Source organism: Methylophilus sp. 3sh_L (assembly GCF_046766015.1).
Classification (GTDB): Bacteria; Pseudomonadota; Gammaproteobacteria; order Burkholderiales; family Methylophilaceae; genus Methylophilus.
In genome coordinates, this window is the sequence record NZ_JBKOUF010000006.1 from 71763 (window position 1) to 97188 (window position 25426).

Below are 25426 nucleotides of genomic sequence, written 5' to 3' on the forward strand. Positions count from 1 at the left end.
AATTAATGTGTGATGTTATCACGCCGGATGACCTTGATCACTGTCATGCAGATAATCTTAATATCCAACCAAATTGATTGATGCTTTAGATAGTATTCGTCCAGCGCCACTTTTTGTGGAATGGGAATTTCATCCCGTCCATTTACTTGCGCCCACCCAGTGATGCCTGGTTTAAGTGTATGAACGTTCTTTTCAGTGCGTAATGCGATTAAATCGTCTTGATTGAAAAGCGCAGGGCGCGGACCAACAACAGACATATCCCCTTTCAGCACGCTCCATAATTGCGGTAACTCGTCCAGGCTGGTTTTTCTGATAAAACTTCCTACCGGTGTTAAGAATGCATTGGGATCCGCTTGCTGATTCATCAAATGAGTGGCAATTTGAGGAGTTCCAACACACATAGACCGGAATTTTGGCATGCTAAAAAGCTTGTTTTGCTGACCGACTCGCTTACTCCAGTATAACGCGGGGCCTTTGGAGCTTAGTTTCACTAATAAATAAGTGATGAATAAAAATGGACTTAAGCAGACTGTTGCGATCAAAGTCAGTACGATATCTAAAACTCTCTTAATCCACATAATTTGCCACAGTTTGTTTAATGCCATCTTCGAAGTTTATAACTGGCCTCCAATTAAGAAGTCGTTTTGCTTTGCTTATATCCAGCTGCAAGTTACTTAACAAACGTTCATTCAGGTAATGTTTACCTAAGAGATTAAAAAAAATAGATAAAAGGGATGCTGGTATCGGAAGTTGCCATGAATTTTGTCCTAATGCTGCTCTTATCGTATTGACAAGTTGTTTAGTTGAAATATCTTGATCATCAGAAATTAGGAAGGTCTGATTAGCTGCTACTGGATGGATGCAACATAACTCAATAAAATTATTCAAATTATCTAAACTCACAAGGCTACGCTTGTTGCGTAAAGATCCAAACGGTAGCGGAACTGGTTTCCTACAGAGTTGAATCAATGATTTAAAGTTAGCTTTGACTCCTGGCCCATAAATCAAAGGTGCTCTAATAATTACCAACTCTATTTCATGCTCGGTACAAAAAACTTTTAATAATAACTCAGCTTCTAATTTAGTTTGACCATATGCGTCCAACGGTGCCGGTGTATCAGACTCGTTGAATGGTACGTTTGTAACCTCACCATTCACTTTAATAGAACTCAAGAAAATAAGACGTTTTATTCCCAATGATCTCGCTAACTCAGCCACCTTAAGTGTGTAGTCTACATTCACTGCTTTATAAGCTAAGTAAATATCGTCTGTGGTTTCTTGCATGACGTGTGCACGTCCTGCAAGATGAATTAGGCACTCGTAATAATCAAAAGGTAATTCTGCTAGATTAAAATCCCGACGCAATGCTGTGACGTCGTGCTTGCGGTTGACGAGCATTTTGCTCAATGATGCACCCACAAATCCATTGGCACCAGTAATCAATAAATTCATGATTTTTTGGCTAAAAACAAAACAAAAAAGGCAAAGCCCAGCTGATCACGTAGTCGTCGTCTAAATTGATGGGCAAATATTGCGAGGTAGCAACGATCCCAAATGCATAGGTTGATCATTTTTTTAATAGGTTCAGCTTCCTGATAACCAAGTTCTTTGGCAATTAAGAGGATTTGCTGCAAATACCATCCTTGTTTTAATTTCGATAGTCTCGCTATAAATGCTTTCATGCCAGTATTAGCTCCAACTACATTTGTAGCATGTTGACGATATAAAATTGTAGGTGTGGGATCTATATACCATTTATAGTTGTTACATCTTGCAAATGCATAAATAAACCAGTCGTGCAAAGCAACAGCACTTAGTTCGGTTTGTTTTTTTCTGAGCAATTCTTGAATTGCCAGCGCCAGTTTTTGCGAAATCACAAAGGAACAACCCGGGCCGGCTGATTCAAACATGTAATCATATTTTTTTTGAGGTTGTGATTTGGAAATGAGTTTGGTTCTACCATCCGCCCAAAGTGCTGTAATATTACTTGAGTAGCCATCAGCGTTACTTGATTCAAGTGACCTAATTGCCAACCATATTTTGTCTCTGTCCCATATGTCGTCTTGGTCTGAAAATCCAATATATTCATATTGGTCTATTTCGACGTCTCTCAATAATCTAAAAAAATTTTGGGCAGCATTGCCAAATTTTTTAGTTGTTGGTAAAAGGTTGATAGTCGGATGATGAGCAAGGAGATCTTTAATAACTGACAGTGTTAAGTCTGTAGAGTTGTCGTCCGCAATATAAATATCAATATGGGTATAGCTTTGATTTAAAATAGAGTTAACTTGTTGAGTAAGCCAGTTATGGCCATTATAACTCGCTAAAAGAATGCAAACTTTTTTCATGAGGGCGTCTACGTCAAGAATAATTAATTTTAAGCTTTTCTGAGTGTTTTTGTAGCTTGAGGCGCAAAGATAATTACATGACAATTGTGATCCATATTTTCTCTGTATTTTTAGCTAAATACTAAATTACTTTGAATTTTGCTTTGTGGCTTTTGAGACTTAAGATAAAATCGCTTGTTTAAAAAAATCTAACAATTAAATCAATTAAATTTTTCAAATGATAGTCACAAGAACGCCATTCAGAGTATCTTTTTTTGGGGGGGGGACCGATTATCCACCGTGGTTCAGAAAATACGGTGGGTCTGTTTTAGCAACAACGATTGATAAATATTGCTATATCAGTTGTCGGCATTTGCCTCAGTTTTTCGAGCATAAGCACCGCATTGTCTATTCAGTGATTGAGAGTGTTCGAGAGTTGGATGAAATCAAGCATCCTGCTGTGCGCGAGGTTTTGCGTTGGGCGGCTGTAGAGAGCGGTCTTGAGATCCATCATGATGGTGATTTGCCAGCTCGGTCCGGGTTGGGTTCAAGCTCAGCTTTTACGGTTGGCTTAATTAACGCACTGGCCGCACTGGATGGAAGTATTGTAAGCAAATCTCAATTGGCTCAGGATGCCATTCACATTGAGCAAAACATCATACGCGAAAATGTTGGGTCACAAGATCAGATTTCGGCCGCTTTCGGCGGGTTCAATAAAATAGTGTTTAACGCTGACGACAGCTTCGATGTTGAGCCTATCATTTTGAAAAATGAAAGAAAGTCTGCGCTTGAGTCACATTTGATGCTTTTCTTCACTGGTCTTTCACGTATTGCATCTGAAGTCGCTGAATCTAAGATTGCAAATCTGAATCAGCGCGAATTAGAGCTCAATCGTATGCATCAGATGGTGGATGAGGCAATTGGCATCTTGCAAAACCAGCATCAGTCTATCGAGGATTTTGGTCATTTGCTGGATCAAAGCTGGCAACTTAAACGCTCTTTATCCGACAAGGTCTCCAATCAAGAAATTGACCAACTGTATGCAAAAGCCATGCAGGCTGGTGCCATCGGTGGGAAATTGCTGGGCGCTGGCGGAGGAGGCTTTTTGTTGCTGTTTGTGAAACCTGAGCTACAAGCGGAGGTTAAATCTGCACTCGCTCACCTAGTGCATGTACCATTCAAATTCGAAAACTCTGGTAGCAGAGTAGTACTTTATCAACCAAATGGACTGTAAGCGTTGAACAAACAAGAAAAAATATTCGTTGCTGGACACACAGGTCTGATAGGCTCTGCCCTGTGTAGGCGTCTTGACAGCTTAGGTTATCATAATTTGTTGTGCGTGACGCATGAGGAACTCGATCTGACGGATTCCAAAGCTACGCAGCAATTTTTCAATGAGCATAGGCCTGATTATGTGATACTTGCAGCAGGTCGAGTTGGTGGCATAGTCGAGAATAAAACTTTCCCTGCGGACTTTATTAACGAGAATCTCTATATACAATTGAATGTGCTGCGATCTGCACATTCCGTTGGGGTTAAACGGTTGATTTTGTTTGGATCATCCTGCATGTATCCAAGAGTCTGTGAACAACCGATGGCGGAAGATATCTTGCTTACTGGCAAGCCTGAACCAACCAGTTCTGCTTACGCACTTTCCAAGCTTGCGGGGCTTGAGTTATGCGCAGCTTACAATCGCCAATATGGTGGTCAACGTTTTGTTTCTTTGATTCCCAATAGTGCGTATGGTCCGTATGATAATTTTGACCCGAAATCAGGTCATGTGTTGTCTGCACTGATGAATCGCTTCCATGAGGCAAAAGTCAGTGGTGTTGATAAAGTGACATTGTGGGGAACAGGTTCGCCAAGGCGGGAGTTTGTTTTTTCAGACGACATTGCGGACGCTTGCATTTTCATTTTTGAGAATGAAAGCTTGACTATTGATACACCAGTAAATATTGGGGTAGGCGAGGATTACTCCATCAAAGAGCTTGCCCATCACATTGCCGCAATTACCGGTTATCAGGGAGAGATCGATTGGGATACTTCAAAACCTGATGGTGCACCAAGAAAATTGTTAGATAGCCGTCGAATAAACGATTATGGATGGCAAGCCAATGTTAAATTGAACGAAGGATTGAAGATTACCTATGAATGGTACCTTGCCAATATTGTCCGTTGAGGATTTGCGCATCAAATCGCGCTGGGTTTGGGAGGAAACGCTGAAAATTCATCGGCGCTCTCCTGAAACACGTGTGGCATCATCATTGTCCCCCATTGAAATGCTGGTAACCCTGTATTACGGCGGTTTTTTACGTCAAACACCGTCTAACCCACGTCAGCCTGAGCGTGATCGCTGCATTATTAGCAAAGGTCATGGATCGCTTTGCATGTATCCAATGCTGGCAGATTTAGGTTATTTTTCAATGAATGAGTTGAATCGCGTTTGTCAGGAAGGCAGTTTTCTGGGGGGAATACCTGACCCTGTTATTCCTGGATATGAAACTGTCAATGGCTCTTTGGGTCATGGTGTAGGTGTTGGCTCAGGCATGGCACTCGCACTCAAGAAACGTGGGGCAGACCAACAGGTTTATGTATTGACCGGTGATGGCGAACTGCATGAAGGCTCCAATTGGGAAGCCTTCATGTTTGCCGCGCAGCATGGCCTTGATAATCTCACGGTGTTAATAGATAACAATCATATCAGCATGCTGGGTAACACCGATGAAATCGTTTCGCATTTGGATTTGGCAAGAAAGTTTGAAGCTTTTGGCTGGTTTGTATATCAGGTTAGCGACGGGCATGACGTTAGTGAGATTTTTAATGCAATGACCAATGCAAAGACTGCCAAAGAGGGCAAGCCAAAAGTGATTATTTGTAATACCTGCAAGGGTAACCGTGTCCCTGGTCTTGCCAATGCACCCTTATCACATATCACGGCTATTAAGCCTGAGTTGATTGATCAGTTGCTGGAGGCCGGCCTATGAGTTCAACAGCCATGATTGCTCCCAAGGCAATGCGTGATACTTTTTTACTTTCGGTCTATGAGATTATGCTCAAAGATCCGAATGTGTTTTTTGTTTCTGCAGATTTTGGCTCTCCAGTGCTGGACAAGATTAGGGCAGATTGTGCAGAACGTTTTGTAAACGTCGGGATCGCTGAGCAAAACTTGATCAATGTATCTGCTGGATTGGCCCTGGAGGGTTTTAAGGTATTCGCCTATGCAATTGCACCATTCATTACAATGCGATGTTTCGAGCAAATTCGTGTCAATTTGGGGTTGCTGTCAGAAGTCCGGCCTATGAATGTCAGCCTAGTTGGTGTGGGGGCAGGGTATAGTTATGTTGTTTCAGGACCCACGCATCAATGCTATGAAGATATTACCTTAATGCGTGCGATTCCCAATATGCATGTCATGTCACCGGCTGATCAGATTGCAGCGTCCAAATTGCCAGAAAAGTGTTTGCAAAATAATGGCCCCAAATATATCAGGCTGGATGCCCAAGTGCTACCGGTTATATATTCGGACGCCACTTTTGATTTGCCACAAGGCTTCTTTGAGCATCAGTCTGGTCATGATGTTTGTTTGCTGGCGACTGGCTACATGGTACATACGGCTTTAAAAGTGGCGCATAAGCTTCAATCGCTAGGTGTTTCAGTGGGTGTTGTAGATTTGCTTGACTTGAGTCGATTCAGTCAAGAGAAACTTACTCTATTGTTATCATCCTATCAAGCGGTTGTCACGATGGAGGAGGGGTTTTCTGCTCGTGGCGGGTTAGATGCTATGATGTTTGATTTTATTGCCAGAAATCACTTAAATATTCGCATGTTAAATATTGGCGTGACTGGTACCTATCGTTTTGAAATTGGTGAGCGCCAGACGTTGCACGAACAAGTTGGTATTGGTGTAGAGACTGTGACAAGCAAGGTCAGTAATTTTTTGAAAAGTATTAAATAAGAAAGAACCAGATAATGAAATTCCCGCTAATGCGAAACAATATTTTGCGTGAAGATTTGGATGCTGTAATTGAGCATCTCAAGCAAGACGATCCTATTTTAACCAATGGGCCAAAAGTGAGGGAGTTTGAAGCTGAGTGGTCTAAGTGGTTGGGCGTCAAATACAGTGTGTTTTTGAATTCCGGTGCTTCTGCAAATCTACTATCGATGGCAGTGTTAAAGATACGTCACCCTGAGGGGGGTGAGGTCATTGTTCCACCCTTAACTTGGATTTCTGATGTGGCCTCAGTATTGCAAAATGGTTTCACGCCAGTATTTGTGGATATTGACCCTCGTACCCTAGGAATGGATACCAAGCAAATTTTGGAAAAAGTTACGGATAAGACACGTGCGGTGTTTTTGAGTCATATACAAGGATTTAATGCTTTAACTGATGAACTGATTGATGCGCTTGCGCAACGTAATATTCCGATTATTGAGGATGTCTGCGAGTCACATGGTGCTGCGCACAAGGGTAAAAAGGCCGGTAGTATTGGCTGGATGTCCAATTTCTCTTTTTACTATGCGCATCATATGAGTACGATTGAAGGTGGTATGGTATGTACCAATGACCCCGAAGTCTATCAACAGGTTCGCATGTTACGCTCTCATGGCATGGTCCGAGAGGCGAATGACCCAGCGGTTAAAACTGAATATTTGCAAAAGTTCCCGGAATTAAACCCGGATTTCATTTTTGCCTATCCTGCTTACAATGTTCGTAATACTGAGATTGGTGGCATTCTGGGTTTAAAACAGCTAAAAAGATTGGATGCTGTGGTAGAGCGTCGTACCCACAATTTGAAGCGGTTCTTGAACAAGCTGGATGGTACAAGGTATCAAACTGATTTCGAATTGGAAGGCAGCAGTAATTATGCGTTTAATTTGATCCTGAAAGAACCAGATCATGCGTTGGTTGAGCGATTGATGCGCAAGCTGCGTGAAGAAGGCGTTGAGTTTAGACGTGGTAGCGCCGGTGGTGGCAATCAGGTCAGACAGCCTTATTTGAAAGGTATTGTTGCTGAGGATGCCTATAAAGATTTTCCAGTTACTGACCATATCCATTTCTTTGGGTTTTATATCGGGAACTTCCCTGATTTGCAAGATCAAGAAATTGACCAAATTTGCGCCATTATTAATGCAGCCTAAACATGCTTGAAGCAATCATTCTTGCTGGTGGATTGGGGACAAGGCTACGTGCCACAGTTCCTGATTTACCAAAGCCTATGGCCCCCATCAATGGTAAGCCTTTTCTTGAGCATCAAATGGACTACTGGATCCATCAAGGGGTATCGAGATTCATTATTTCTGTGGGCTATATGCGAGAAAAAATCATCTCGCATTTTGCAAATGAGTATCGAGGCGTGCCTATCGTTTATGCGGAAGAGACCGAGCCACTGGGAACAGGTGGTGGCTTGTTACTTGCGTATCAGCAGCTAATTGGGGAGCAAGATTTTATTGTAATGAATGGCGATACTTTCTTTGAGGTGAGTTTGGCCGCGCTGCAATCCTTTCATCAGCAAAAAGCTGCAAATGTTACTCTTGCCCTGTTCAATGTCAGTCTCAATGATCGCTATATGGGGATTGCATTGAGCGATGATGGGGATATTCAACAGTTCAAGGTTACGCCAGGCTTGAGCCAGTTGGCAAATGGTGGCGTTTATATTATGCGTAAGGATGCATTCAAGGATTTGCCATGGCAGCCTGGTGAAAAGTTGTCACTGGAGGATGATTTGTTTCAATATATTCGACAGTCAAATCATAAAATTGGTGGATTGGTCTCTCAGGGGCGTTTTATCGATATTGGTGTACCTGAAGATTACCAACGTGCAGCGATGATGTTGATTTAGTGAGCATAATATGAATTATATACAAACGTTGAAAGATAACTTGCAAGCAAGTATTGCGGCTAAACAGGCCTTTTTGAATAACCACCAACAGCAGCAGGTGTTTCAGTCTGCGGTGGAGATGCTTGTAGACGCTTATCGACGTGGTGGGCGTATTTATATTGCCGGTAATGGTGGTTCAGCTGCGGATGCACAGCATATTGCCGCGGAATTTGTGAGTAAACTTGCAAAAGACCGGGCTCCATTGGCGGCAGAGGCGCTGACAGTAGACAGTTCAATTCTGACGGCGATTGGCAATGATTATGGGTACGATGAGGTCTTTGCCAGACAAGTCATCGGTAAAATGCGTGACCATGATGTGTTCTTGGGAATCACTACTTCGGGTAATTCACAAAACATTGTCAGAGCATTGGAGGAGTGTCGCAAGAAGCAAATCAAAAGTATTGTGTTTTCCGGGCATGATGGTGGCAAGGTAAATGCTCTTGCTGACTATTGTGTGATCGCCAGTGGCGGTGAAACCGCTACGATTCAAGAGATTCATATTGTATTAGGCCATACACTTTGTGGTTGTGTAGAAGCCGAGTTGTTTAAATAGTTATTAATTTTTAGGAACACAAGTTATATGTCTTACAATATATTAGTTACGGGTGGTGCAGGTTATTTAGGATCTACCATGGTGCCTGCTTTGCTAGAGGCTGGTCACAAAGTCACAGTGGTGGATAATTTTATGTATGGCCAAAGCAGTCTTAACCATGTTTGCCATCACCCAAATTTCAATATTGTCAGGGGTGATATTCGTCTTGAATCCACGATGCTGCCATTAATGAAAAAAGCAGACGTGATTATCCCATTGGCTGCCTATGTGGGAGCCCCTCTGTGCTCCAAAGATCCGGTTGGTGCCTCAACCGTAAATCACGATGCTATTGAGATGATGATCAAAAACTTGAGCAAAGATCAATGGGTACTCATGCCAACCACGAATAGCGCTTACGGGACTGGGGATGAAAATAACTTTTGTACCGAAGAATCACCACTTCGTCCAATTTCACAATATGCGATCGAAAAGGTCAAAATCGAGCAGGCATTGATGAGTCACTCAAATACTATCAGCTACCGTTTGGCAACAGTGTTTGGCATGTCGCCACGTATGCGTATCGATCTGTTGGTAAATGACTTTACTTACCGCGCAGTGTATGACAAATTCGTGGTTCTGTTTGAGCCTCATTTCAAACGTAATTATGTGCATGTGCGTGATGTTACACGTGCATTTTTGCATGGCATAGACAATTTCGAAACAATGAAAGGTCAAATCTTCAATGTTGGGTTGTCTGAAGCAAATGTATCGAAAATGGAGTTGTGTTTAGAAATTCAAAAGCATATTCCAGAGTTTATTTTCCCTGAAGCAGCTGTTGGCAAAGATCCAGATCAACGTAATTACATCGTCTCCAATGCGAAAATTGAGGCCACAGGCTTTAAAACATCACACTCACTCAGTGCCGGTATCGCTGACTTGATCAAGGGCTATACCATGATCAAAAATACCCGTTATGGTAATGTTTAGTTTTGACTGGTATGACCGCAAACGCATTTGATTACCTTGTTATAGGGGCGGGAATTGTCGGCCTCACAACAGCCCTTGAACTAAAAAAACGATTCCCCACTGCTACTATTGCGATCCTTGAAAAGGAGGCCGAGGTCGGCCTTCATGCGAGTGGTCGCAACAGCGGTGTCATGCATTCCGGTGTTTATTATGGTAACAGCACCCTTAAAGCAAAAGTTTGTTCTGTAGGTGCGCAAAGAATGCGTGAGTTTGCTGCTGAACATCAAATTGCCTGCCATAAAACTGGCAAGGTAATTATTGCAACTTCGGAGCGTGATTTACCAACAATTGAAAGATTGATGAAAAATGCGCAAGACAATCATGTGCGCGCAGAGTTGTTAACTGAGTCTGAGATAAAAAAAATCGAACCCTATGCCAGCCCATACAAGTTGGGTATCTACAGCCCGGATACTGCAGTGATAGACAGTAAGGCCGTGATAAGAAAACTGTTCGAAATGCTTACCAAGTATGGTTCCATCTTTTTTTTCAATTCAAAAGATATTGCGTATGATTCTGAAAAGAAAGCATTGAAAATAAATGGCAAACAGATTTCTTATGGCTTTTTATTTAATTGTGCCGGAGCTGGGGCTGATTTGGTTGCAAAGCAATTCGGCCTTGCTCAAGATTACACTTTGGTGCCTTTTAAAGGTATCTATTACAAAGTCCGTGCTGAACGCGACTATCTTGTGAAAAGTAATATTTATCCTGTTCCAGACATAGACTTACCATTTCTTGGCGTACATCTCACCCGCGTAGTCAGTGGAGACATTTATGTTGGTCCCACTGCGATCCCTGCTTTAGGACGCGAAAATTATGGGATTTTAAAAGGCGTGGAATTTAAGGAGAGCTTCAAGATTGGTAAAGATCTAATCAGTATGTATTTGGAAAATAAGCAGAATTTTCGTTTATTGGTACATACTGAAGTCAAGAAGTATCTTAAACCATGGTTTGTACAAGCAGCCCAAAAACTGATGCATGATATTCAGTCGGACGATTTGGTTCCTAGTGACAAAGTTGGTATTCGTCCACAGCTTATTAATAATAAAACAAAGACGCTTGAGATGGACTACATTCTTCAGGGGACTGAGAGTTCATTGCATGTGTTAAATGCAATATCTCCTGCGTTCACTAGCTCTTTTGCATTTGCTGAATTTATTGTTGATACAGCAAATATTAATTAGCCGATTGAAAGAGCGAAATGTCTCAACGAGCTTTTTTTTTGGATCGAGATGGCACGATTAACGTCGAAAAGAATTATCTTTTTAAAGTTGAAGATTGGGAATGGACACCAAGAGCAATTGATGCAATTAAATTGATTAATAATGCTGGATATCTTGCAATTGTAGTATCTAACCAAGCTGGGATAGCGCGAGGCTACTATACTGACAATGATGTACAGACTCTTCATGTAGAAGTCGATCGCATGTTGGCAAAGTTCGATGCAAAAATTGATGCCTACTATTACTGTCCTCATCACCCCGAGTTCGGAAATCCTGGCAATTGCCACTGTAGGAAGCCTCATCCAGGAATGTTTCTTCAAGCTCAAGCCGATTTCAAAATAGATTTTGACAGATCGTATATGATTGGAGATAAGTTGATTGATGCTCAAGCTGCTATTAATGCAGGTGTAAAGCCAGCTCTAGTCAGAACTGGTTATGGAAAGGCTTCTGAAAATGACGCTGCTTCAACACTAGCATATTACGATAACCTTTACGAAGCAGTAGCCGAATTATTAATTGATAACAATGAATAGAAAACAAAGAATACGATCTCGTTTTGAGTCGGAATTGGTATCGTCCATCAAGAAGTTTTTTAATAGGGATGATATTGATGAGTTCAGTCAACAAGCGATTATTTCGGTAAGGGAAACAAGTATGCCAAAGCAACTTTTGACATTTTTTATAAAGTTAATGTTAGTCATGTTTGTATTTTATTTTTCAATAAATAAAGTAGCCCATGTAGTGCTAGATGCCGCTTCAGAATCGTTAGTTACAAAAAAAACGGAGATTCATGAATGGATAGCGACATCGATAAAAGATGAAGGTGTAATCTACGCTTTAATAGATGGTTTCCACGATCCTGTGTTGGCAAACTCACTCGCAAAATATTTTCTCAGAATTGGCGATGATATGGTTGCCATAAAACTTGCAAAACTGTCGTTGAAACTAGGTAAACAGCCTACCCACGCTGAACTTGATGCAAGTAATCAAAAATTATTAACAGAAATACTGGGGCATGAGTAATTTCCCCACTTATTGATACAAATTATGGTTTTGTTAAAAAAGAATAGTGTTTTACGGTGGCTGATATTAATTGCTCTTACGATCATTGCATATAGTTCAGCGTTGACAACAGAGTTTGCAATTCATAATGATTATCGAGCTTTCGATATTCAACATTACTCTATTAATATTTTTGATGGATGGCATGGTGTTTTGAAACATATGGAATCAATGCATTTAATGTATATAGGCCGTCCATTAAATGCTATTTTGTTCAATTTTCAGCAGTCCTTAATTCATACCATTGAAGACTTCAGATATGCTAGATATATCTCACTTGCGACGTTAATTCTTATTTCATTTATAACTTATTTGGAGTTGCACCAAAAACTTAAGTATTTAAATGTCTGGCTATTAATTATAGCGTTCGGTATTTTAAGTATACCTTCGGCTAATTTATATGTTTGTTGGATTTCTAATTACGTACCTGGATCTTTAAATCTATTGCTTTCTTTGTTTGCCTGGCTATTGTTTGACCATTCAATTAAACATACAAGTAGGGAGGTAAGGTATTTTGGATTGTTTTTTTCATATTTGACCTTGCTCGCTAGTTGTTTAAATTATCCTGCGACAGCATTATTTTTTGTTTTCATACCATTTGTCAGGGTAGTGTTTGATAAAAATCATTGGTCAGAGGTAAAGCATAATGCTTTGTTCGCTCTGGCGTTTCTTTCAATAACATTGATCTCATATGTATTGATCCATAAATTATTTTTATTTAAATATTTCTCTCATTTATTTGGCTCAGAATTTAAAAGCTATGATCCAGTATCATATAAGTTTAGCTTCGCAATTAATCAAAATCTATTCAAATTATTACTAGAGGCTGTGACGACAGGATTTAGTATATACAGCACTAATATTGAAAAGTATTATTTATCACTCATTAATATACTAATAGTTTTTATATCTGTATTAATTATTAGTTCGCTTATTAAAGTAAATAATTTCACCGAGTTATCTCATAAAGAGCTAAAAGAAAGAGTTCTCATCATAGTTGCTTTTCTTGCAGTTTCTCTATCTCCAATTCTATTAACACCAAATGGTTTCGTTGCTTATAGAATTCTGTATGTTTTTTTTATATTTTGCTTTGTTTTGACTATATTTGCATATCGAACATGTATTAATGTTTTACGGCTTTATTTTAAGTTTGACAGTAGACGTTTAGGTTCATTGATATTGGTTTCATTTACTGCTTGTACATTTTTTACAGTGACAGCTATGACTCAAAACTCTCGGTTAGAGTATCTGTACTTTAAAGAGCAAGTGGCAAATTTGCCAAGGCTAACTGACCATGCCTTACAAGGGGCACAACCTATTAACATTTTCGTGACATTGCCTAAAAGATTCGAGCCTTTCGTGAATTACAGCTTACCTTATGATCTCAGTTATACCGCGACCAATTATTCTGGGTTGATGGAGGCTGTTGTATATATGATAGCCGATCAGCAACATATTCGTCGAGATGCATATAGGATTAGGGTATTAAACCGAGTCTATAAAGATAACTATATTCCGCCACAAGATATAAAAAAATGTACCAATTGTATTTTGATTGACACAACAAAAATCAAAAAAATGCCTTTAAATTTTCTCCCATCTCATTTTTGAGTTTTAAATATATGCTAATTTCAATTGTATTTTCCTTTAGAAACGAAGAAAAAAATATTCCAGAACTAGTGCGTCGCGTAGATGCAACTATGAAAAAAGTAGAAGATACTGAATATGAAATGATTTTTGTGAACGATGACTCCACTGACAAGTCATTAGAGGTTTTGGTGGGTTTTCAGAACTCTTTACCAATCAGAATCATTAATATGTCTAGGCGTTTTGGAGTTACTCCTTGTGTGCTAGCTGGTTTTTCAAATGCGAAAGGGGATGCAGTTGTTTATCTTGATACTGACTTACAAGATCCTCCAGAGTTAATTCCTAAACTTGTAGAGAGGTTTAGGCAGGGCGTCGAAGTTGTTCATACGACAAGGACGCATCGTGATGGTGAGAGTGCTGCAAAAATGTGGTTGACCAAAAAGGCTTACCAAACTATCAATCTCTTTTCAGATATTCATTTGCCGGAGAATACTGGTGACTTTAAATTGCTGTCAAGAAAAGTGGTTCAACATATATTGAGCCTTCCTGAATCTGATCCGTACATGAGAGGATTGTCAATTTGGATTGGGTTTAAACAGGATTTTGTTTATTACAGAAGAGAGGCTAGGTTCAGTGGGGAAACACACTTTCCACTACTAGGCAAGGGCCCAGTTCGAGAGTTTATCCGTGGTTTAACGTCTTTTTCAGCTACTCCGTTATATCTTTCTTTTATATTAGGATTATGTACAACATTTATTTCAGTGTTACTGATTCTGTATGCCATTATTACTAAATTATCAGGAGTCGCTGCACCTGGTGTTTCAGGAATATTAATCGCCGTTGCTTTTTTTAGTGGGGCAGTTTTATTAAGTAATGGGCTATTAGGGATATATTTGGCTAGAATTTATAATGAGGTTAAAGGACGCCCTAAATATATTATTAAAGAGATATTAGAGCGTCATTAATTTGTTAAGCACTCATATATTAAAAAAAATTGGCAACGAATGGATCGCTGGATTTTCCATATGTTGTCTGTTCTTGCTAATTTTAAAGCTTCCTAATCAATTTATTGATACTAACTCTCATGACTTAGGAAGCCAAGTTATTTATGAGTACTGGTTAGGTAACTACTTTCAATTTGGCAAAGATATTGTCCAAAATATAGGGCCTTTAGGATTTATTTTTTATCCTAGTATCTATACTGGGTTCTTACCAAATATAAAAGCTTTTGTTTTAGTATTCATGGCCATTTCCATGGCAGTGACTTTTTATATTTATTTGAGGAAATTACCTGCTCTACAGATACTGATATTCATTTTATCGTTATTTGTAGTCATATTGGGGTCTACATATGATGCTCTATATTATACTTTTGCATTGTTGCTGGCCCTAGCGATAATAGATAAACCAACTAACTCATTATGGAAACAATCCATATGTTTACTGCTTCTTACAGTATTATCACTAACTAAAGGTACTCTTTTAATTTGGGCTTTCATCGTTGTTTTTTTGCGAGTGTGCACGCTTCTTTTTCAGTCGGAATATAAAAGAAGCATATTAGAAGTCGGGATTTTTTGTGCATTCTTTCTCATCATTTGGGTGTTTTGTCAGCAATCTATTAATAATATTTTACCTTTTATCTCTGCAATGCTTTCGTTTTCAAGTGGTTATAACGAGGCGATGGCTATCTATGAGAAGCATTATTTGACTGTAATCGCTCTAATATTGCTAATTACTTATAGTTCTTTTGTGATCAAAAATTATGTGATTCAGGCTAAGGATGCTTGGTATAGAAAATATTCAAAAGCCTTAATGCTGCTTCTTACACTTTTTATTGCATGGAAGCATGGCTTTGTAAGAGCAGACGCACATATGCTTATTTTCTTACAGTTTTGTCTACTGGTAGCACCATTTTATATCTTCCCCTCCAATAAGAAATTCTATAGAACCAAATTTGGTTGGCTGTTTTACTTTTTTGTGATTGTTTTTGTTACTGCTGGTAGTTGTAAGATTTATCAATGCTCACCTCTTACAGTTTTAAGGAGAGGGCTTGAAACTGTTAACCAGAATGCTCAGTCTTTACTCAACTATAATAGTTATTCATCTCGTCTTGCTACTTCGCTTAAAAAAACCTTAGAGCAAGAAAATGAAATATTGAATGTCCCAATAGATGGGGGGATAAAAGCAACTGGATACTGGGGAATGCTTCCAGGCATTTTTGCTTATCAAGCATTAAAGTATTCATCGGCGCCATCAAATATTAATTTTGCATCTTGGAATACATGGATCATGAATAAAAATCGTGATTTCTATCGTGATATCAATAAAGCTCCTCCTATAGTTTATCTTGAGTTTGAGACAATAGATAATAAATTAATCGCACAAGATGATGCTTTAGCACAGATGGAAATATTGCATCAATATCTGCCAGTTATTAAAAACAAACGTTATGTTTTGATGAGAAGAAGTAAAACAATAAAAAATGATTGGTACCTTACAAAAGTCGGTGATGTCTCAAGCCATCATGACTCATGGATATCAATCCCCGATTTTCTTAACAATCATCCAGTTTGGGTGAGAATTAAAATTGAACAATCAATTATGTCAAGGGTGGTGGCATTTTTTTACAAACCGCCAAGATACGAAATTACACTTGAATTTGATGATGGTAGTTCAGTCAGAAAAAAATATATACCTCTAATGGGGGAGGTAGGCTTTATGATCAAACCGATGATTTTCAATAATGAAGACGTTATTGATTATTTTAAGAAGACTTCTAAAGAAAAGCCATCGATTAAGAGATTTAAGATTGATTGTAATAAAATGAAATTTGCTTGCGGATCAAATCTAGTAATATCATTTTCCAGCGTTGAAGGTTTATAGTCGTAAAACTCTAGCGTGTATACTTTTCAACTAAGAAAATCCAAGTCATGATAATGTCTCTGCTAAAACTTATCAATCCTCGAGAGTATCTGTGGTATTCAAATCTAATCAACATTAATATTAATGTGTAAAAAGTTGAAAATGAGCCATTGGGGATTTGACACTTTTTATTTAAGTGTTGAATTTTTCCTTCCAGTTTTTTAAGAAAAGTCTCATTATTTATGCCTTTAAGGTCGGCTAATTTAAGTCTGACCTTAAGGTCAATAAACGCTTGATACTGCTTATTGTAATACCTGCTACCTAGTAGTCTCGCTTTTTTAATTTTTTCGGAAATATTAGGTTTTCCTGCTCCTATTTGATTTTTATCATGTTGTCTATATTGGAATAACGATTCATTTATCATCACACATTTTCCAATTGTTGAAATCAATATAGCGATCCATCCATCATGTATCCAGTTTTCTGAAATTGGAAGGATTAGTGGATTATGCTTACTTTTAAACGCACAGCCAGCACCAGTCACCAAATTCCTTCGTATTAAAACCTCTTTGAGTTTTGTCTGTTGAATAAGCTTCATTTCTGTGGGAGTAATATTTAAGCTTTCAAATAGAGTATATCCCTTATGGCGTAGTTTATTATCAACAATGTCCCCATTTGAAAAGATCAATTCTGCACCTTGTTGGAACTCGTGCTCGAATCTTTCCAGTTTAGTGGGGAACCAAACATCATCTTGATCTGAAAGCGCAATTACTTCTCCTTTGCAAAGGCCTATAGCTTTTTCAAAGTTTTTTGTGGAGCCCAAAGAGTTATCTTTATTAGTATAAATAGACACTTGGAAAGGTGCTGTTTTAGCGAATGCTTCTAATATTTCAAGCGTATTATCAGATGAGTTGTCGTCACAAATTATTAATTCGTCTGGGAGCCTAGTTTGTTTTGCGAAACTTACAAGCTGTTCAAGGATATAATCACTGCCATTATATGTGCAGCATGCAATGGAGATTCTCAATTTTTTTGCCAACAAAGCTTTATTCCTTAATTGCAATTAAAACTAATTCTTCACCAGCTTTTCTATTAAAAACATGTATAACCGATTCAATAAATTGAATAATAAGGGCACTTATTTTGATTGAAAGAGATACTTTAACCGTTGGATCGTACTTTTGATTTCTTTTAAGACTCATACTTCCCATAAAAATACCCTTAGCATCTCGAGTAATAGTTTTTACAGTCATAGTTTTAAAACCTGCCTTCTTTGCTAATTGGGCAAGATTATTACTATTAAATATATGCAGATGTCGAGGAGGCTCTAAGGCCTTCCAGTCTCTTTTAAAGATTCGATGAAGGAAGCTCTGACTGTTAGGAGTTAATATCACTACTCGCCCTTGGCTATTAAGTAAGTCATAACAGTTTTCAATTAATTGAAGCGGGTTATGAACATGCTCTATTAAATGACTCAAAGTGATTACATCAAAACTATTTGAGATGAAGTTCTGTTCTTGAAGTGCACCAGTAAATACATTTACTCCACGTTTTCGTGCAGTCTCAGCAGCTTTGGGGTCAAAGTCTATACCTGTTACCTCCCAACCAAGACTCTGCATTCGAACTAATGCATCTCCATTTCCGCATCCTATTTCAAGCAGTTTGTTTTTGTTAGAAGAAAATTTCTGCCACATAACTCTAAAGTCAGCTGCATCCCTACGACTTTTTTGAAGAAAAAATAAAGCCCCAAGTAGTAGTTTCGGATACCTAGTTTTTTTAACACGATATCCGTAGCATATATCTAAATAGCCTGAGATTGCGGCCGCATATAAACGACTAAGAAAAGTTGATATTCCAGGCTCATAATGATGAGTGTAATAGTTTTCATAAGCAAAATGGATCGTTGCCTCATCAGGCGAAGGATCTAACCACAATAAATTACATTCCGAGTTGAGACAGTTTTTCAACGACCATTCGCCCGCTACTCCAAATAATCTATCATTTAGATTTGCATATTTGAGTCCGCCCTCAGTGCCACAAACCATGCACTTAGGCTTAGTCGAGGTGGTGATTTTTTGCAAGTTCTGCATGTTAATTCCGATTGAATGCTTTTCTGAAAATATATCTTTCATCTTTATCAAGAAGTTTTGTCCAAGATATAAATAGAATAGCAAGAACAATTAAAACGAATGATGATATTTTAAGGAGACTATTAAGTTCGATCACTAATGGCATCATTAAAGTGGATGACATTAATGTAATAGTCAAAATATGCTGTTTTTTGAAAGATGGTTGCTTTTCATGCAGGGTTTTATAAATGAAGATTAGCGCAATAAAATCAAGGATCGATCTAATATTCCAAGCGATTGCAGTTCCTATGATTCCATGTTTTTGAGTTAAGAAGATAGCAAGTGGAATATATAGCGTTAATTCAACCGTATGTAATAGTGCAATTCTGTACGATTGACCTTGACTTTGTATATATGTAAAAGGAATATGTGCAAGGCAATTAATAAATACGCCTATGCAAAGTATTTGTATTACTTCAAAACTTTTTTTTGCAAATTCTAAACCAATCCATAATGTCAAAATTTCTTTTGAAAAGAAAGCTAGTAAAAGCGCAAACGGTAAAGTAAAAATGATAATAGTTTTAAGTGACGTGATAAATATCTTGTTGGATTTATGTTGGTCTTTTGCAGCAAGTTTTGCAAAAACTGGAAAAAGTACGCCTGTTAATCCAGCAGGAATAAGCCAAAGTTTTGTAACAACTTCATAGGTGGTTGCATAATATGCAACTGCGGCTGCCGAAACAATATATCCAACAACAAATTTATCTAGGTATACGATAAGATTGGCAATCACATTTGATATGGTTATAGCACCCCCTTGTTTAATAAGGTTAGCAGTGTCGCTAAAATCAAATAATTTAATTGATCTTGTGTCAAAGGGCAGATATTTGCTAGACATTTTAATCATCACAAGCACATTTAAAAAGCGACTAAAAAGTATTAGTCCTACAGCGTACTGGAGAGCTGGTGTTGTGGCTATGATAATCAAAGGACTTGCAAAAGTGAAAACTCCTAAAGGAATTCTGATTAAGTTAATCTCTTTAAACGCGTGAAAACCCTCAAGTACACCCCTTAGAACAGATGAAATAACAACCAGTGGAATGGTAAGGGCGATCAGTTTTACTGAAAGAATGGTCTCTTCTATTAGCGAGGAAGGAATATTGGGTAGTTTGTTTGCTATTTCAGATGAATAAAATAGAAGTACAAAGGAAACGGTGATGCTAAGTGTACTGATAAGATAAATCGTCGCCCAGACAGTTTTTACAATCTTTTCATGGGGCCACAAATCGTTCTTAGATGAAATAACTTGAGTGATGGCCCTGCCGAGTCCCAAATCCAGAAAACTAAAATAACCAACAATTATCCAAATTAGGTTAAGTATTCCGAATCGGTCAACCCCCAAGTCTTTGATTATTAAGGGGATGCATAACAATGCAGTCAAAAAGGGGATTACTTGCCCTAGCAGGTTTATTACTGAGTTACTTATAATCTTTTTGGAATGCATCATTTTGCTTTATGGTCTTCATTGGAGTGCTTCTGTACTCATGAGCTCAGTGAGTTGTCATCATTTTTGACTGTCTTTTTCTTTAATATCTTTGGCAGGATAATCAAGTATATTCCCAAGATTGCAACCAAAAGAGCAATGATTGCTAGGGATTGTATTTTTGCTGTATTCAAAAAGGCTTTAATTGATAAGTCACCGATCAAAACCATCATTAGTTGCAGTGGCATCGTGCCAATTGCAGCCCCTAAAATAAATGCGCCATAACTGATGTTAGTCGTGCCAAAGATATAGCCAAGAGAACTCCCCGGAAAAAGCGGGTTTACATGTGCCAGCGCAGATGCCCAAAGATTAAATCTAGATAGCAGCTGGTTGATTTTGGCTCCCCACTGGTGACTTGAATAGCTGTTAATGATTTTTGTATTAAGAAACGAGTATCTACCAAGAAAGAAAGTGAGGCTGGAAGACATCAGGGTAGCTAAGGTGGAGTAGATTATCCCCAACTTTACCCCCCACAAAATGCCAGCAAGTATAGTTAATGTCGAGCATGGTAATACAAATATTGTAAAGGTTAGTTGTAACAAAATAAGTAAAATGGGCGCCATTACAGGATGCAACTCAAGATAAGTATGCAGGCTTTGCTTTAATTCCGCATCGAAAATCAATTCGCAGAAAAGTGCTAGCCAGATGGCAGCAAAAATAATAATTTTGAAATGATTGCGCATTGTTTTAACAAATACCTTTTTTGTATTGAAGATACTCTCGTTTTTTATTCTGCAATAGTGTTTTTAGCCAGCATCGCCTTAATATTCGCCATCTTGCTCTTCCCATAATCTTTACTCAGCACTTGATCTGGCCCATTAAATGGATTGCCAAAGTGTTTAACATCATCTTTAGGCAATTCGCTAATAAAACGGCTAGGCTCGCAAGCTTGCATCTCTCCCGCACGTTTGCGTTTTTTGCACCAGGTGATGTTGAGTGACTTTTGGGCACGGGTGATGCCTACATACATGAGTCGGCGTTCTTCTTCAATCTGGTCGGCGTCGATGGAGTTGGTGTGTGGCAGGATGCCTTCTTCGCAGCCGATTAAAAAGACATGGCCGTACTCGAGACCTTTGGAAGCGTGCAGGGTAGAAAGTTTAACGGCGTCTGGCTCGCCGTCTTCGCGGCCTTCTAGCATGGTGATGAGCGAAACCAGTTGCGTGAGTTCGATGAGGTTTTTGCCGTCGGATTCATGGCCAAACTCGGTTGAGGCTTCGCCTTTTTTGCTTAGCCAGGCGACGAATTCTTGTACGTTGCCCCAGCGCGTTTCGGCGGATTTGGCTTCTTCGCCGTCATACAGATACGTTTCGTACTGGATCGCAGTGAGCAAGTCATTGAGCACTTCGTTAGCCGGATCTTTGACAGCACGGCCTTGCAGCGTTTGGATGAAGCGGCAGAAGGTGAGCAGGTCATCTAATTGTTTGTTGCCGACTTCATGTTGAAAGCCGCCTTCAAAGGCTGCGGCAAACAGTGACATTTTGTGCGCGCTGGCGTATTCGCCCAGACGTTCCAGCGTGGTATTGCCTATGCCCTTTTTGGGCGTGGTGGCCGCGCGGATAAAGGCCGGATCATCATCTTCGTTCATAATTAGGCGCAAGTAGCTGATGATGTCCTTGATTTCTGCCTTGTCAAAAAAAGACTGGCCGCCAGAAATGGTATAAGGGATTTTGTGGTTACGCAGGAACTGTTCGACGATGCGTGCCTGGTGATTGCTGCGATAGAGGATCGCGTAATCTTTGTAGGTGGTGCGATGCTCAAATTTGTGCGCTTGCAGCTTCATCACCACGGTTTCTGCTTCGTGTTCTTCGCTTTGCGTCGCGGTGACGTGGATCAGGTCGCCGGTACCCAGCTCACTCCACAGTTTTTTCTCAAACAGCTTGGGGTTGTTGGCAATGACGTGGTTGGCCGCGCGCAAAATCCGCACGGTGGAGCGGTAGTTTTGCTCGAGTTTGATGACTTTGAGTTTGGAGAAGTCTTTAGTCAGCTGGCGCAAGTTTTCCACATCCGCACCACGCCAGCCATAAATCGCCTGGTCATCATCGCCCACGGCGGTGAATTGCGCCCTCAAGCCGGTGAGCTGCTTGATGAGTTTATACTGGCAGGCGTTGGTATCCTGATATTCATCAATCAGCAGGTAATGCAACTTGCGCTGCCATTTATCCAGCATTTCACTGTGTTGATCAAACAACTCTACCGGGACCTTGATCAGGTCGTCAAAGTCCACTGCCTGATATGCGCGTAAGGTTTGCTGGTATAACTGGTAGACCCGGGCGGCCGCATGGGTGAGTTCTTCATCCGCTTGCGATTTGGCCTGATCCGGGTTGATAAAGTCATTCTTCCAGCTGGAGATTTGCCATTGTGTTTTGCGCAAAAGTTGCTTGTCAGTGGTCGCTAAAATATCGCTGAGGATTTTAAAGCTGTCCGAGGCGTCCAGAATCGAGAATTGGGGTTTATAGCCGAGGAGGGCGGCTTCCTGGCGCAGAATCTGCAAGCCCAGGGAGTGGAACGTAGTGACCGTCAGTCCTTTACCGTTTTTGCCTTCTAACAGTGGCGTGACACGTTCTTGCATCTCACGCGCAGCTTTGTTGGTAAAGGTGATCGCGGCAATCTGGTTGCCCTGATAGCCTGCTTGATTAATCAGATAGGCAATTTTTTGGGTGATCACACGGGTTTTACCGCTACCAGCCCCTGCCAGCACCAGTAAGGGACCATCGAGATAGTGAATCGCTTCACGCTGGGGTGGATTTAATAAATGCTGCATGCGGGGGACTTCTTACACGTGTTTCACTGCCAAGTGGAGAGTAATCAGAAAGCGGAGATGAATTAGCCTGGATGGACTATTTAACCCCTTCATTTATATGGGTATAGTCCTAGATACCATAGTATGATGTGCTTCAGGTTAACTAATTTTGTCCGTCCCTGTGTTTGATCTCAACAGTGTCATTCTATCATCAATTGGACTCACCCTAACGCTGGTTCTGGTCTTGATGATTTTTGGCGCCTATCAGCAACGCCGCCTGATTATGTATTGGGTGCGTGGCTTGCTCATTTTTAGCTTAGGGCTGGCCGTTTATTTCATTTCACAAACGTCATTGATTATTGGCCCCCAAAGTATTTACATTGCGGCGGCGGTGACCATGGTGGCCTATGGGCTCAGTCAACTGGTAAACGGATTGCGTATGTTCAGGGGCTATCGTGTCTACCGTTATTGGACGTTGTTAGTCATTACGACCTTGCTCGCCTGTAATGCCATCATGTTGAATATGCACATCTCCAATCGCTGGCTGCTGCTCAGCAATGTGGCGGTATTGCTCTGGATATTTGCCTATGGCAGCCGCAGCTTGATGGGGCATGGAAAAGATTTTGTCGCCAATGTGTTTTGGCTCTGCTGCAGTCTATTTGCCATGGTCGGTTTGATGTTGGCGGTGGTCGCGGTGAAGGTCATGCTGGCTGAGCAGTCGGCGCTGGACCGCTTTGCCGAGTGGACGATTCATGCCTATCTGGTGAGCTTTGTGATGCTGGCGATGACTTCAGTCCTGAATTTGCTGTTGCTGGTGATGCATGTGAAGGCGCAGGCGGGCTTACAAGCCATCGCCACGTTAGATGGGCTGACCGGCGTACTCAACCGCCGTGGGCTGCAAGAGGCGGCTGCGCGCATGCAGGCTGTTTCGCAACGGATCCAATTGCCGATGGGCATGTTAATCGTCGACCTCGATTACTTTAAGAAGGTGAACGATGTCTACGGGCATTTGGTAGGAGACGTGGTGCTCAAATCTTGCGCCGGAACCATCCGGGCCGCCTTGCGTGGCGGTGATGTCATTGGTCGTTACGGCGGCGAGGAGTTCTGCATCCTGATGCCCAATACCGGTGAGCAGGAAGCCATGGTGCTGGCTGAGCGTATCCGCCGGATTATTGAAGTGACACCGGTCAGTATCGCTGGTGTAGAGAGCATGAGTAGTGAAACCCAGGCGATCAAGTGTACTGTGAGTGTGGGGGCAGTAAGTTCAGAAACTGTAGGCTATGTGATTGATGCCATGTTTGCGGCTGCTGACCAGAATCTGTATCGCGCCAAACAAAATGGCCGTAACCGCATTATGAGTAATATCGACCAGGTGCTGAATAAAACCACCAGCACGGTTAAACCAGCTAAACGGCATGCCAGCGTCATTGCCTAGAGCGAGCCATAGGCCACGCTAGTGCATGTTGTGAAAAACGCAGCTAGTCTTGCTCTGTGTCCTGCTCTGACTTTTCTTCACTGGATGCGCCTTCTTCTCTGGCGGCTTTTTGTTGCGCAGCCGCTAAAGCCAACATCTCGGCACGGCTTTGCGGGGATTCCAAACTGACGCGGCCAATCGCACCACTGCGGTAGTCGGTCAGCAGGGCCATGGCTGTGCGCTCCATATCCCACTCGCCATCATTGCGTTTATAGCTTCTACGCTTGGCAATCGCCTCCAGTAAGTCTATACCATCTATTTCGGCCACATTGAGCTTCATGACGTCCAGCTTGTAACGGGTGTTCATGAGCGCAGGATATTGTTTTAACAATACATTGCCCAAAAACTCAGCTACATCTTCATCAATGACCGCATTGCGGCCAATCGCATGGCTGGCCGCCAGCATATACCCATCTGAAGTATGTTCAATTTTGGGCCACATCATGCCAGGTGTATCGGTGATATTGAGGCTGTCACTTAAATCAAAGCGTTGCTGGCTTTTGGTCACGGCTGGCTCATCGCCGACTTTGGCTGCACGGCGGTTGAGCAGGGCATTCATCAGGGTGGATTTCCCCACGTTAGGAATCCCCATAATCATCATGCGTAAAGGTTTAAGCGGTGTGCCCCGATGCGGCGCCAGTTGGCGGCACAGGCCAGGGATTTTTTTTGCATCCCCCGGTTTTTTACAGGAGAGGGCAACCGCTTTGGTATTGGGTAGGCTGTTAAAGTAATTCAGCCAGGCTTGTGTGATATTCGGGTCTGCCAAATCGGCCTTGTTGAGGATTTTAAGGTTAGGCCGTTGGCGGAAATTGCGCATTTCCTCAATCATGGGGTTATGGCTGGCGGCGGGGACGCGCGCATCCAGCACTTCAATGACAACATCGATGTGTTCCAGCGTTTCTTCTGCTTTCTTGCGGGCAGAAGTCATGTGCCCCGGAAACCATTGTATCGCCATATTTTTGCTCCATCCTTAACTCAAAAAATACGGATTCAATGTCTCAGCCGTACCTAAGATCGCGGGATCATATTGATTTTATAAGCAATATGATCCCGCGATCAAAACGTTATTTTAACATTTAAGCGGGCCAGGACTAAATCTATACAC

General features: G+C 40.8%; 24 protein-coding genes. 15 read left to right on the forward strand and 9 right to left on the reverse strand.

The features are described from left to right. Positions 1–2: 2 nt before the first annotated feature. From ACIDF8_RS11685 to ACIDF8_RS11695, 3 genes are read right to left on the reverse strand one after another with little or no spacing between them, the layout of a single operon-like run. On the reverse strand, positions 3–605 hold the full coding sequence (locus tag ACIDF8_RS11685; RefSeq protein WP_412010786.1) for a sugar transferase: 603 nt from the start codon (positions 603–605) through the stop codon (positions 3–5). Beyond that, positions 568–1452, reverse strand: a complete 885-nt coding sequence (locus ACIDF8_RS11690) for an NAD-dependent epimerase/dehydratase family protein (RefSeq protein ID WP_412010787.1) — start codon at positions 1450–1452, stop codon at positions 568–570. Before ACIDF8_RS11690 ends, ACIDF8_RS11685 begins: the two co-directional genes overlap by 38 nt. After that, the gene (locus ACIDF8_RS11695; protein ID WP_412010788.1) at positions 1449–2348 is read right to left on the reverse strand and encodes a glycosyltransferase; all 900 of its coding nucleotides are present in this window, start codon (positions 2346–2348) and stop codon (positions 1449–1451) included. The genes ACIDF8_RS11690 and ACIDF8_RS11695 overlap by 4 nt, the downstream gene beginning before the upstream one ends. Positions 2349–2565: 217 nt before the next feature. On the opposite strand from ACIDF8_RS11695, the gene ACIDF8_RS11700 reads away from it, so the two are divergent. The 14 genes from ACIDF8_RS11700 to ACIDF8_RS11765 are packed head-to-tail and all read left to right on the forward strand — an operon-like array spanning position 2566 to position 16516. Then, positions 2566–3561 (forward strand): hypothetical protein, encoded by a 996-nt coding sequence (locus tag ACIDF8_RS11700; protein WP_412010789.1) that lies wholly within the window; start codon positions 2566–2568, stop codon positions 3559–3561. A gap of 3 nt (positions 3562–3564) precedes the next feature. Beyond that, positions 3565–4506, forward strand: coding sequence for a GDP-L-fucose synthase family protein (locus tag ACIDF8_RS11705; protein WP_412010790.1), 942 nt, complete (start codon positions 3565–3567; stop codon positions 4504–4506). Beyond that, positions 4475–5311 carry a transketolase gene (locus tag ACIDF8_RS11710; protein WP_412010791.1) on the forward strand — a complete coding sequence of 279 codons (837 nt, stop codon included), beginning with the start codon at positions 4475–4477 and terminating at the stop codon, positions 5309–5311. Before ACIDF8_RS11705 ends, ACIDF8_RS11710 begins: the two co-directional genes overlap by 32 nt. Then, positions 5308–6282 carry a transketolase family protein gene (locus ACIDF8_RS11715; protein ID WP_412010792.1) on the forward strand — a complete coding sequence of 325 codons (975 nt, stop codon included), beginning with the start codon at positions 5308–5310 and terminating at the stop codon, positions 6280–6282. Before ACIDF8_RS11710 ends, ACIDF8_RS11715 begins: the two co-directional genes overlap by 4 nt. Before the next feature lie 14 nt (positions 6283–6296). Beyond that, on the forward strand, positions 6297–7466 hold the full coding sequence (locus ACIDF8_RS11720; protein WP_412010793.1) for a DegT/DnrJ/EryC1/StrS family aminotransferase: 1170 nt from the start codon (positions 6297–6299) through the stop codon (positions 7464–7466). Between the two features lie 2 nt (positions 7467–7468). Next, positions 7469–8167 (forward strand): sugar phosphate nucleotidyltransferase, encoded by a 699-nt coding sequence (locus ACIDF8_RS11725; protein WP_412010794.1) that lies wholly within the window; start codon positions 7469–7471, stop codon positions 8165–8167. Positions 8168–8177: 10 nt separating this feature from the next. After that, positions 8178–8759: a D-sedoheptulose-7-phosphate isomerase gene (locus tag ACIDF8_RS11730; protein ID WP_412010795.1), complete on the forward strand. Its 582-nt coding sequence runs from the start codon at positions 8178–8180 to the stop codon at positions 8757–8759. Between the two features lie 27 nt (positions 8760–8786). Beyond that, entirely contained in the window at positions 8787–9725 is a 939-nt protein-coding gene (locus tag ACIDF8_RS11735; protein WP_412010796.1) for an NAD-dependent epimerase/dehydratase family protein, read from the forward strand. 11 nt (positions 9726–9736) lie between these two features. Then, positions 9737–10945 (forward strand): L-2-hydroxyglutarate oxidase, encoded by a 1209-nt coding sequence (gene lhgO / locus ACIDF8_RS11740; RefSeq protein WP_412010881.1) that lies wholly within the window; start codon positions 9737–9739, stop codon positions 10943–10945. Positions 10946–10962: 17 nt separating this feature from the next. Next, on the forward strand, positions 10963–11517 hold the full coding sequence (gene gmhB / locus ACIDF8_RS11745; protein ID WP_412010797.1) for a D-glycero-beta-D-manno-heptose 1,7-bisphosphate 7-phosphatase: 555 nt from the start codon (positions 10963–10965) through the stop codon (positions 11515–11517). Beyond that, entirely contained in the window at positions 11510–12007 is a 498-nt protein-coding gene (locus ACIDF8_RS11750; RefSeq protein ID WP_412010798.1) for a hypothetical protein, read from the forward strand. Before gmhB ends, ACIDF8_RS11750 begins: the two co-directional genes overlap by 8 nt. A 24-nt stretch (positions 12008–12031) precedes the next feature. After that, the gene (locus tag ACIDF8_RS11755; protein ID WP_412010799.1) at positions 12032–13657 is read left to right on the forward strand and encodes a hypothetical protein; all 1626 of its coding nucleotides are present in this window, start codon (positions 12032–12034) and stop codon (positions 13655–13657) included. 11 nt (positions 13658–13668) lie between these two features. Next, positions 13669–14598 (forward strand): glycosyltransferase family 2 protein, encoded by a 930-nt coding sequence (locus tag ACIDF8_RS11760; RefSeq protein WP_412010800.1) that lies wholly within the window; start codon positions 13669–13671, stop codon positions 14596–14598. 1 nt (position 14599) lies between these two features. Continuing rightward, a complete protein-coding gene (locus tag ACIDF8_RS11765) occupies positions 14600–16516 on the forward strand; it encodes a hypothetical protein (RefSeq protein WP_412010801.1) in 1917 nt (638 codons plus the stop codon). Between the two features lie 10 nt (positions 16517–16526). Here the strand turns inward: ACIDF8_RS11765 and ACIDF8_RS11770 are convergent, their stop codons facing one another. Genes ACIDF8_RS11770 through ACIDF8_RS11790 form a run of 5 tightly spaced genes read right to left on the reverse strand, consistent with a single transcriptional unit; the run spans position 16527 to position 22868 of the window. Continuing rightward, a complete protein-coding gene (locus tag ACIDF8_RS11770; RefSeq protein WP_412010802.1) occupies positions 16527–17534 on the reverse strand; it encodes a glycosyltransferase family 2 protein in 1008 nt (335 codons plus the stop codon). 7 nt (positions 17535–17541) lie between these two features. Then, entirely contained in the window at positions 17542–18585 is a 1044-nt protein-coding gene (locus ACIDF8_RS11775; protein WP_412010803.1) for a class I SAM-dependent methyltransferase, read from the reverse strand. 1 nt (position 18586) lies between these two features. Further along, the gene (locus tag ACIDF8_RS11780; protein ID WP_412010804.1) at positions 18587–20071 is read right to left on the reverse strand and encodes a flippase; all 1485 of its coding nucleotides are present in this window, start codon (positions 20069–20071) and stop codon (positions 18587–18589) included. A 35-nt stretch (positions 20072–20106) separates the two neighbouring features. Beyond that, positions 20107–20790, reverse strand: a complete 684-nt coding sequence (locus ACIDF8_RS11785; RefSeq protein ID WP_412010805.1) for a TVP38/TMEM64 family protein — start codon at positions 20788–20790, stop codon at positions 20107–20109. A 44-nt stretch (positions 20791–20834) separates the two neighbouring features. Then, positions 20835–22868 carry a UvrD-helicase domain-containing protein gene (locus ACIDF8_RS11790; RefSeq protein WP_412010806.1) on the reverse strand — a complete coding sequence of 678 codons (2034 nt, stop codon included), beginning with the start codon at positions 22866–22868 and terminating at the stop codon, positions 20835–20837. A 226-nt stretch (positions 22869–23094) separates the two neighbouring features. On the opposite strand from ACIDF8_RS11790, the gene ACIDF8_RS11795 reads away from it, so the two are divergent. Beyond that, the gene (locus ACIDF8_RS11795) at positions 23095–24282 is read left to right on the forward strand and encodes a GGDEF domain-containing protein (protein ID WP_412010882.1); all 1188 of its coding nucleotides are present in this window, start codon (positions 23095–23097) and stop codon (positions 24280–24282) included. A 43-nt stretch (positions 24283–24325) separates the two neighbouring features. Here the strand turns inward: ACIDF8_RS11795 and ylqF are convergent, their stop codons facing one another. Further along, entirely contained in the window at positions 24326–25276 is a 951-nt protein-coding gene (gene ylqF / locus ACIDF8_RS11800) for a ribosome biogenesis GTPase YlqF (RefSeq protein WP_412010807.1), read from the reverse strand. Between the last annotated feature and the right edge of the window lie 150 nt (positions 25277–25426).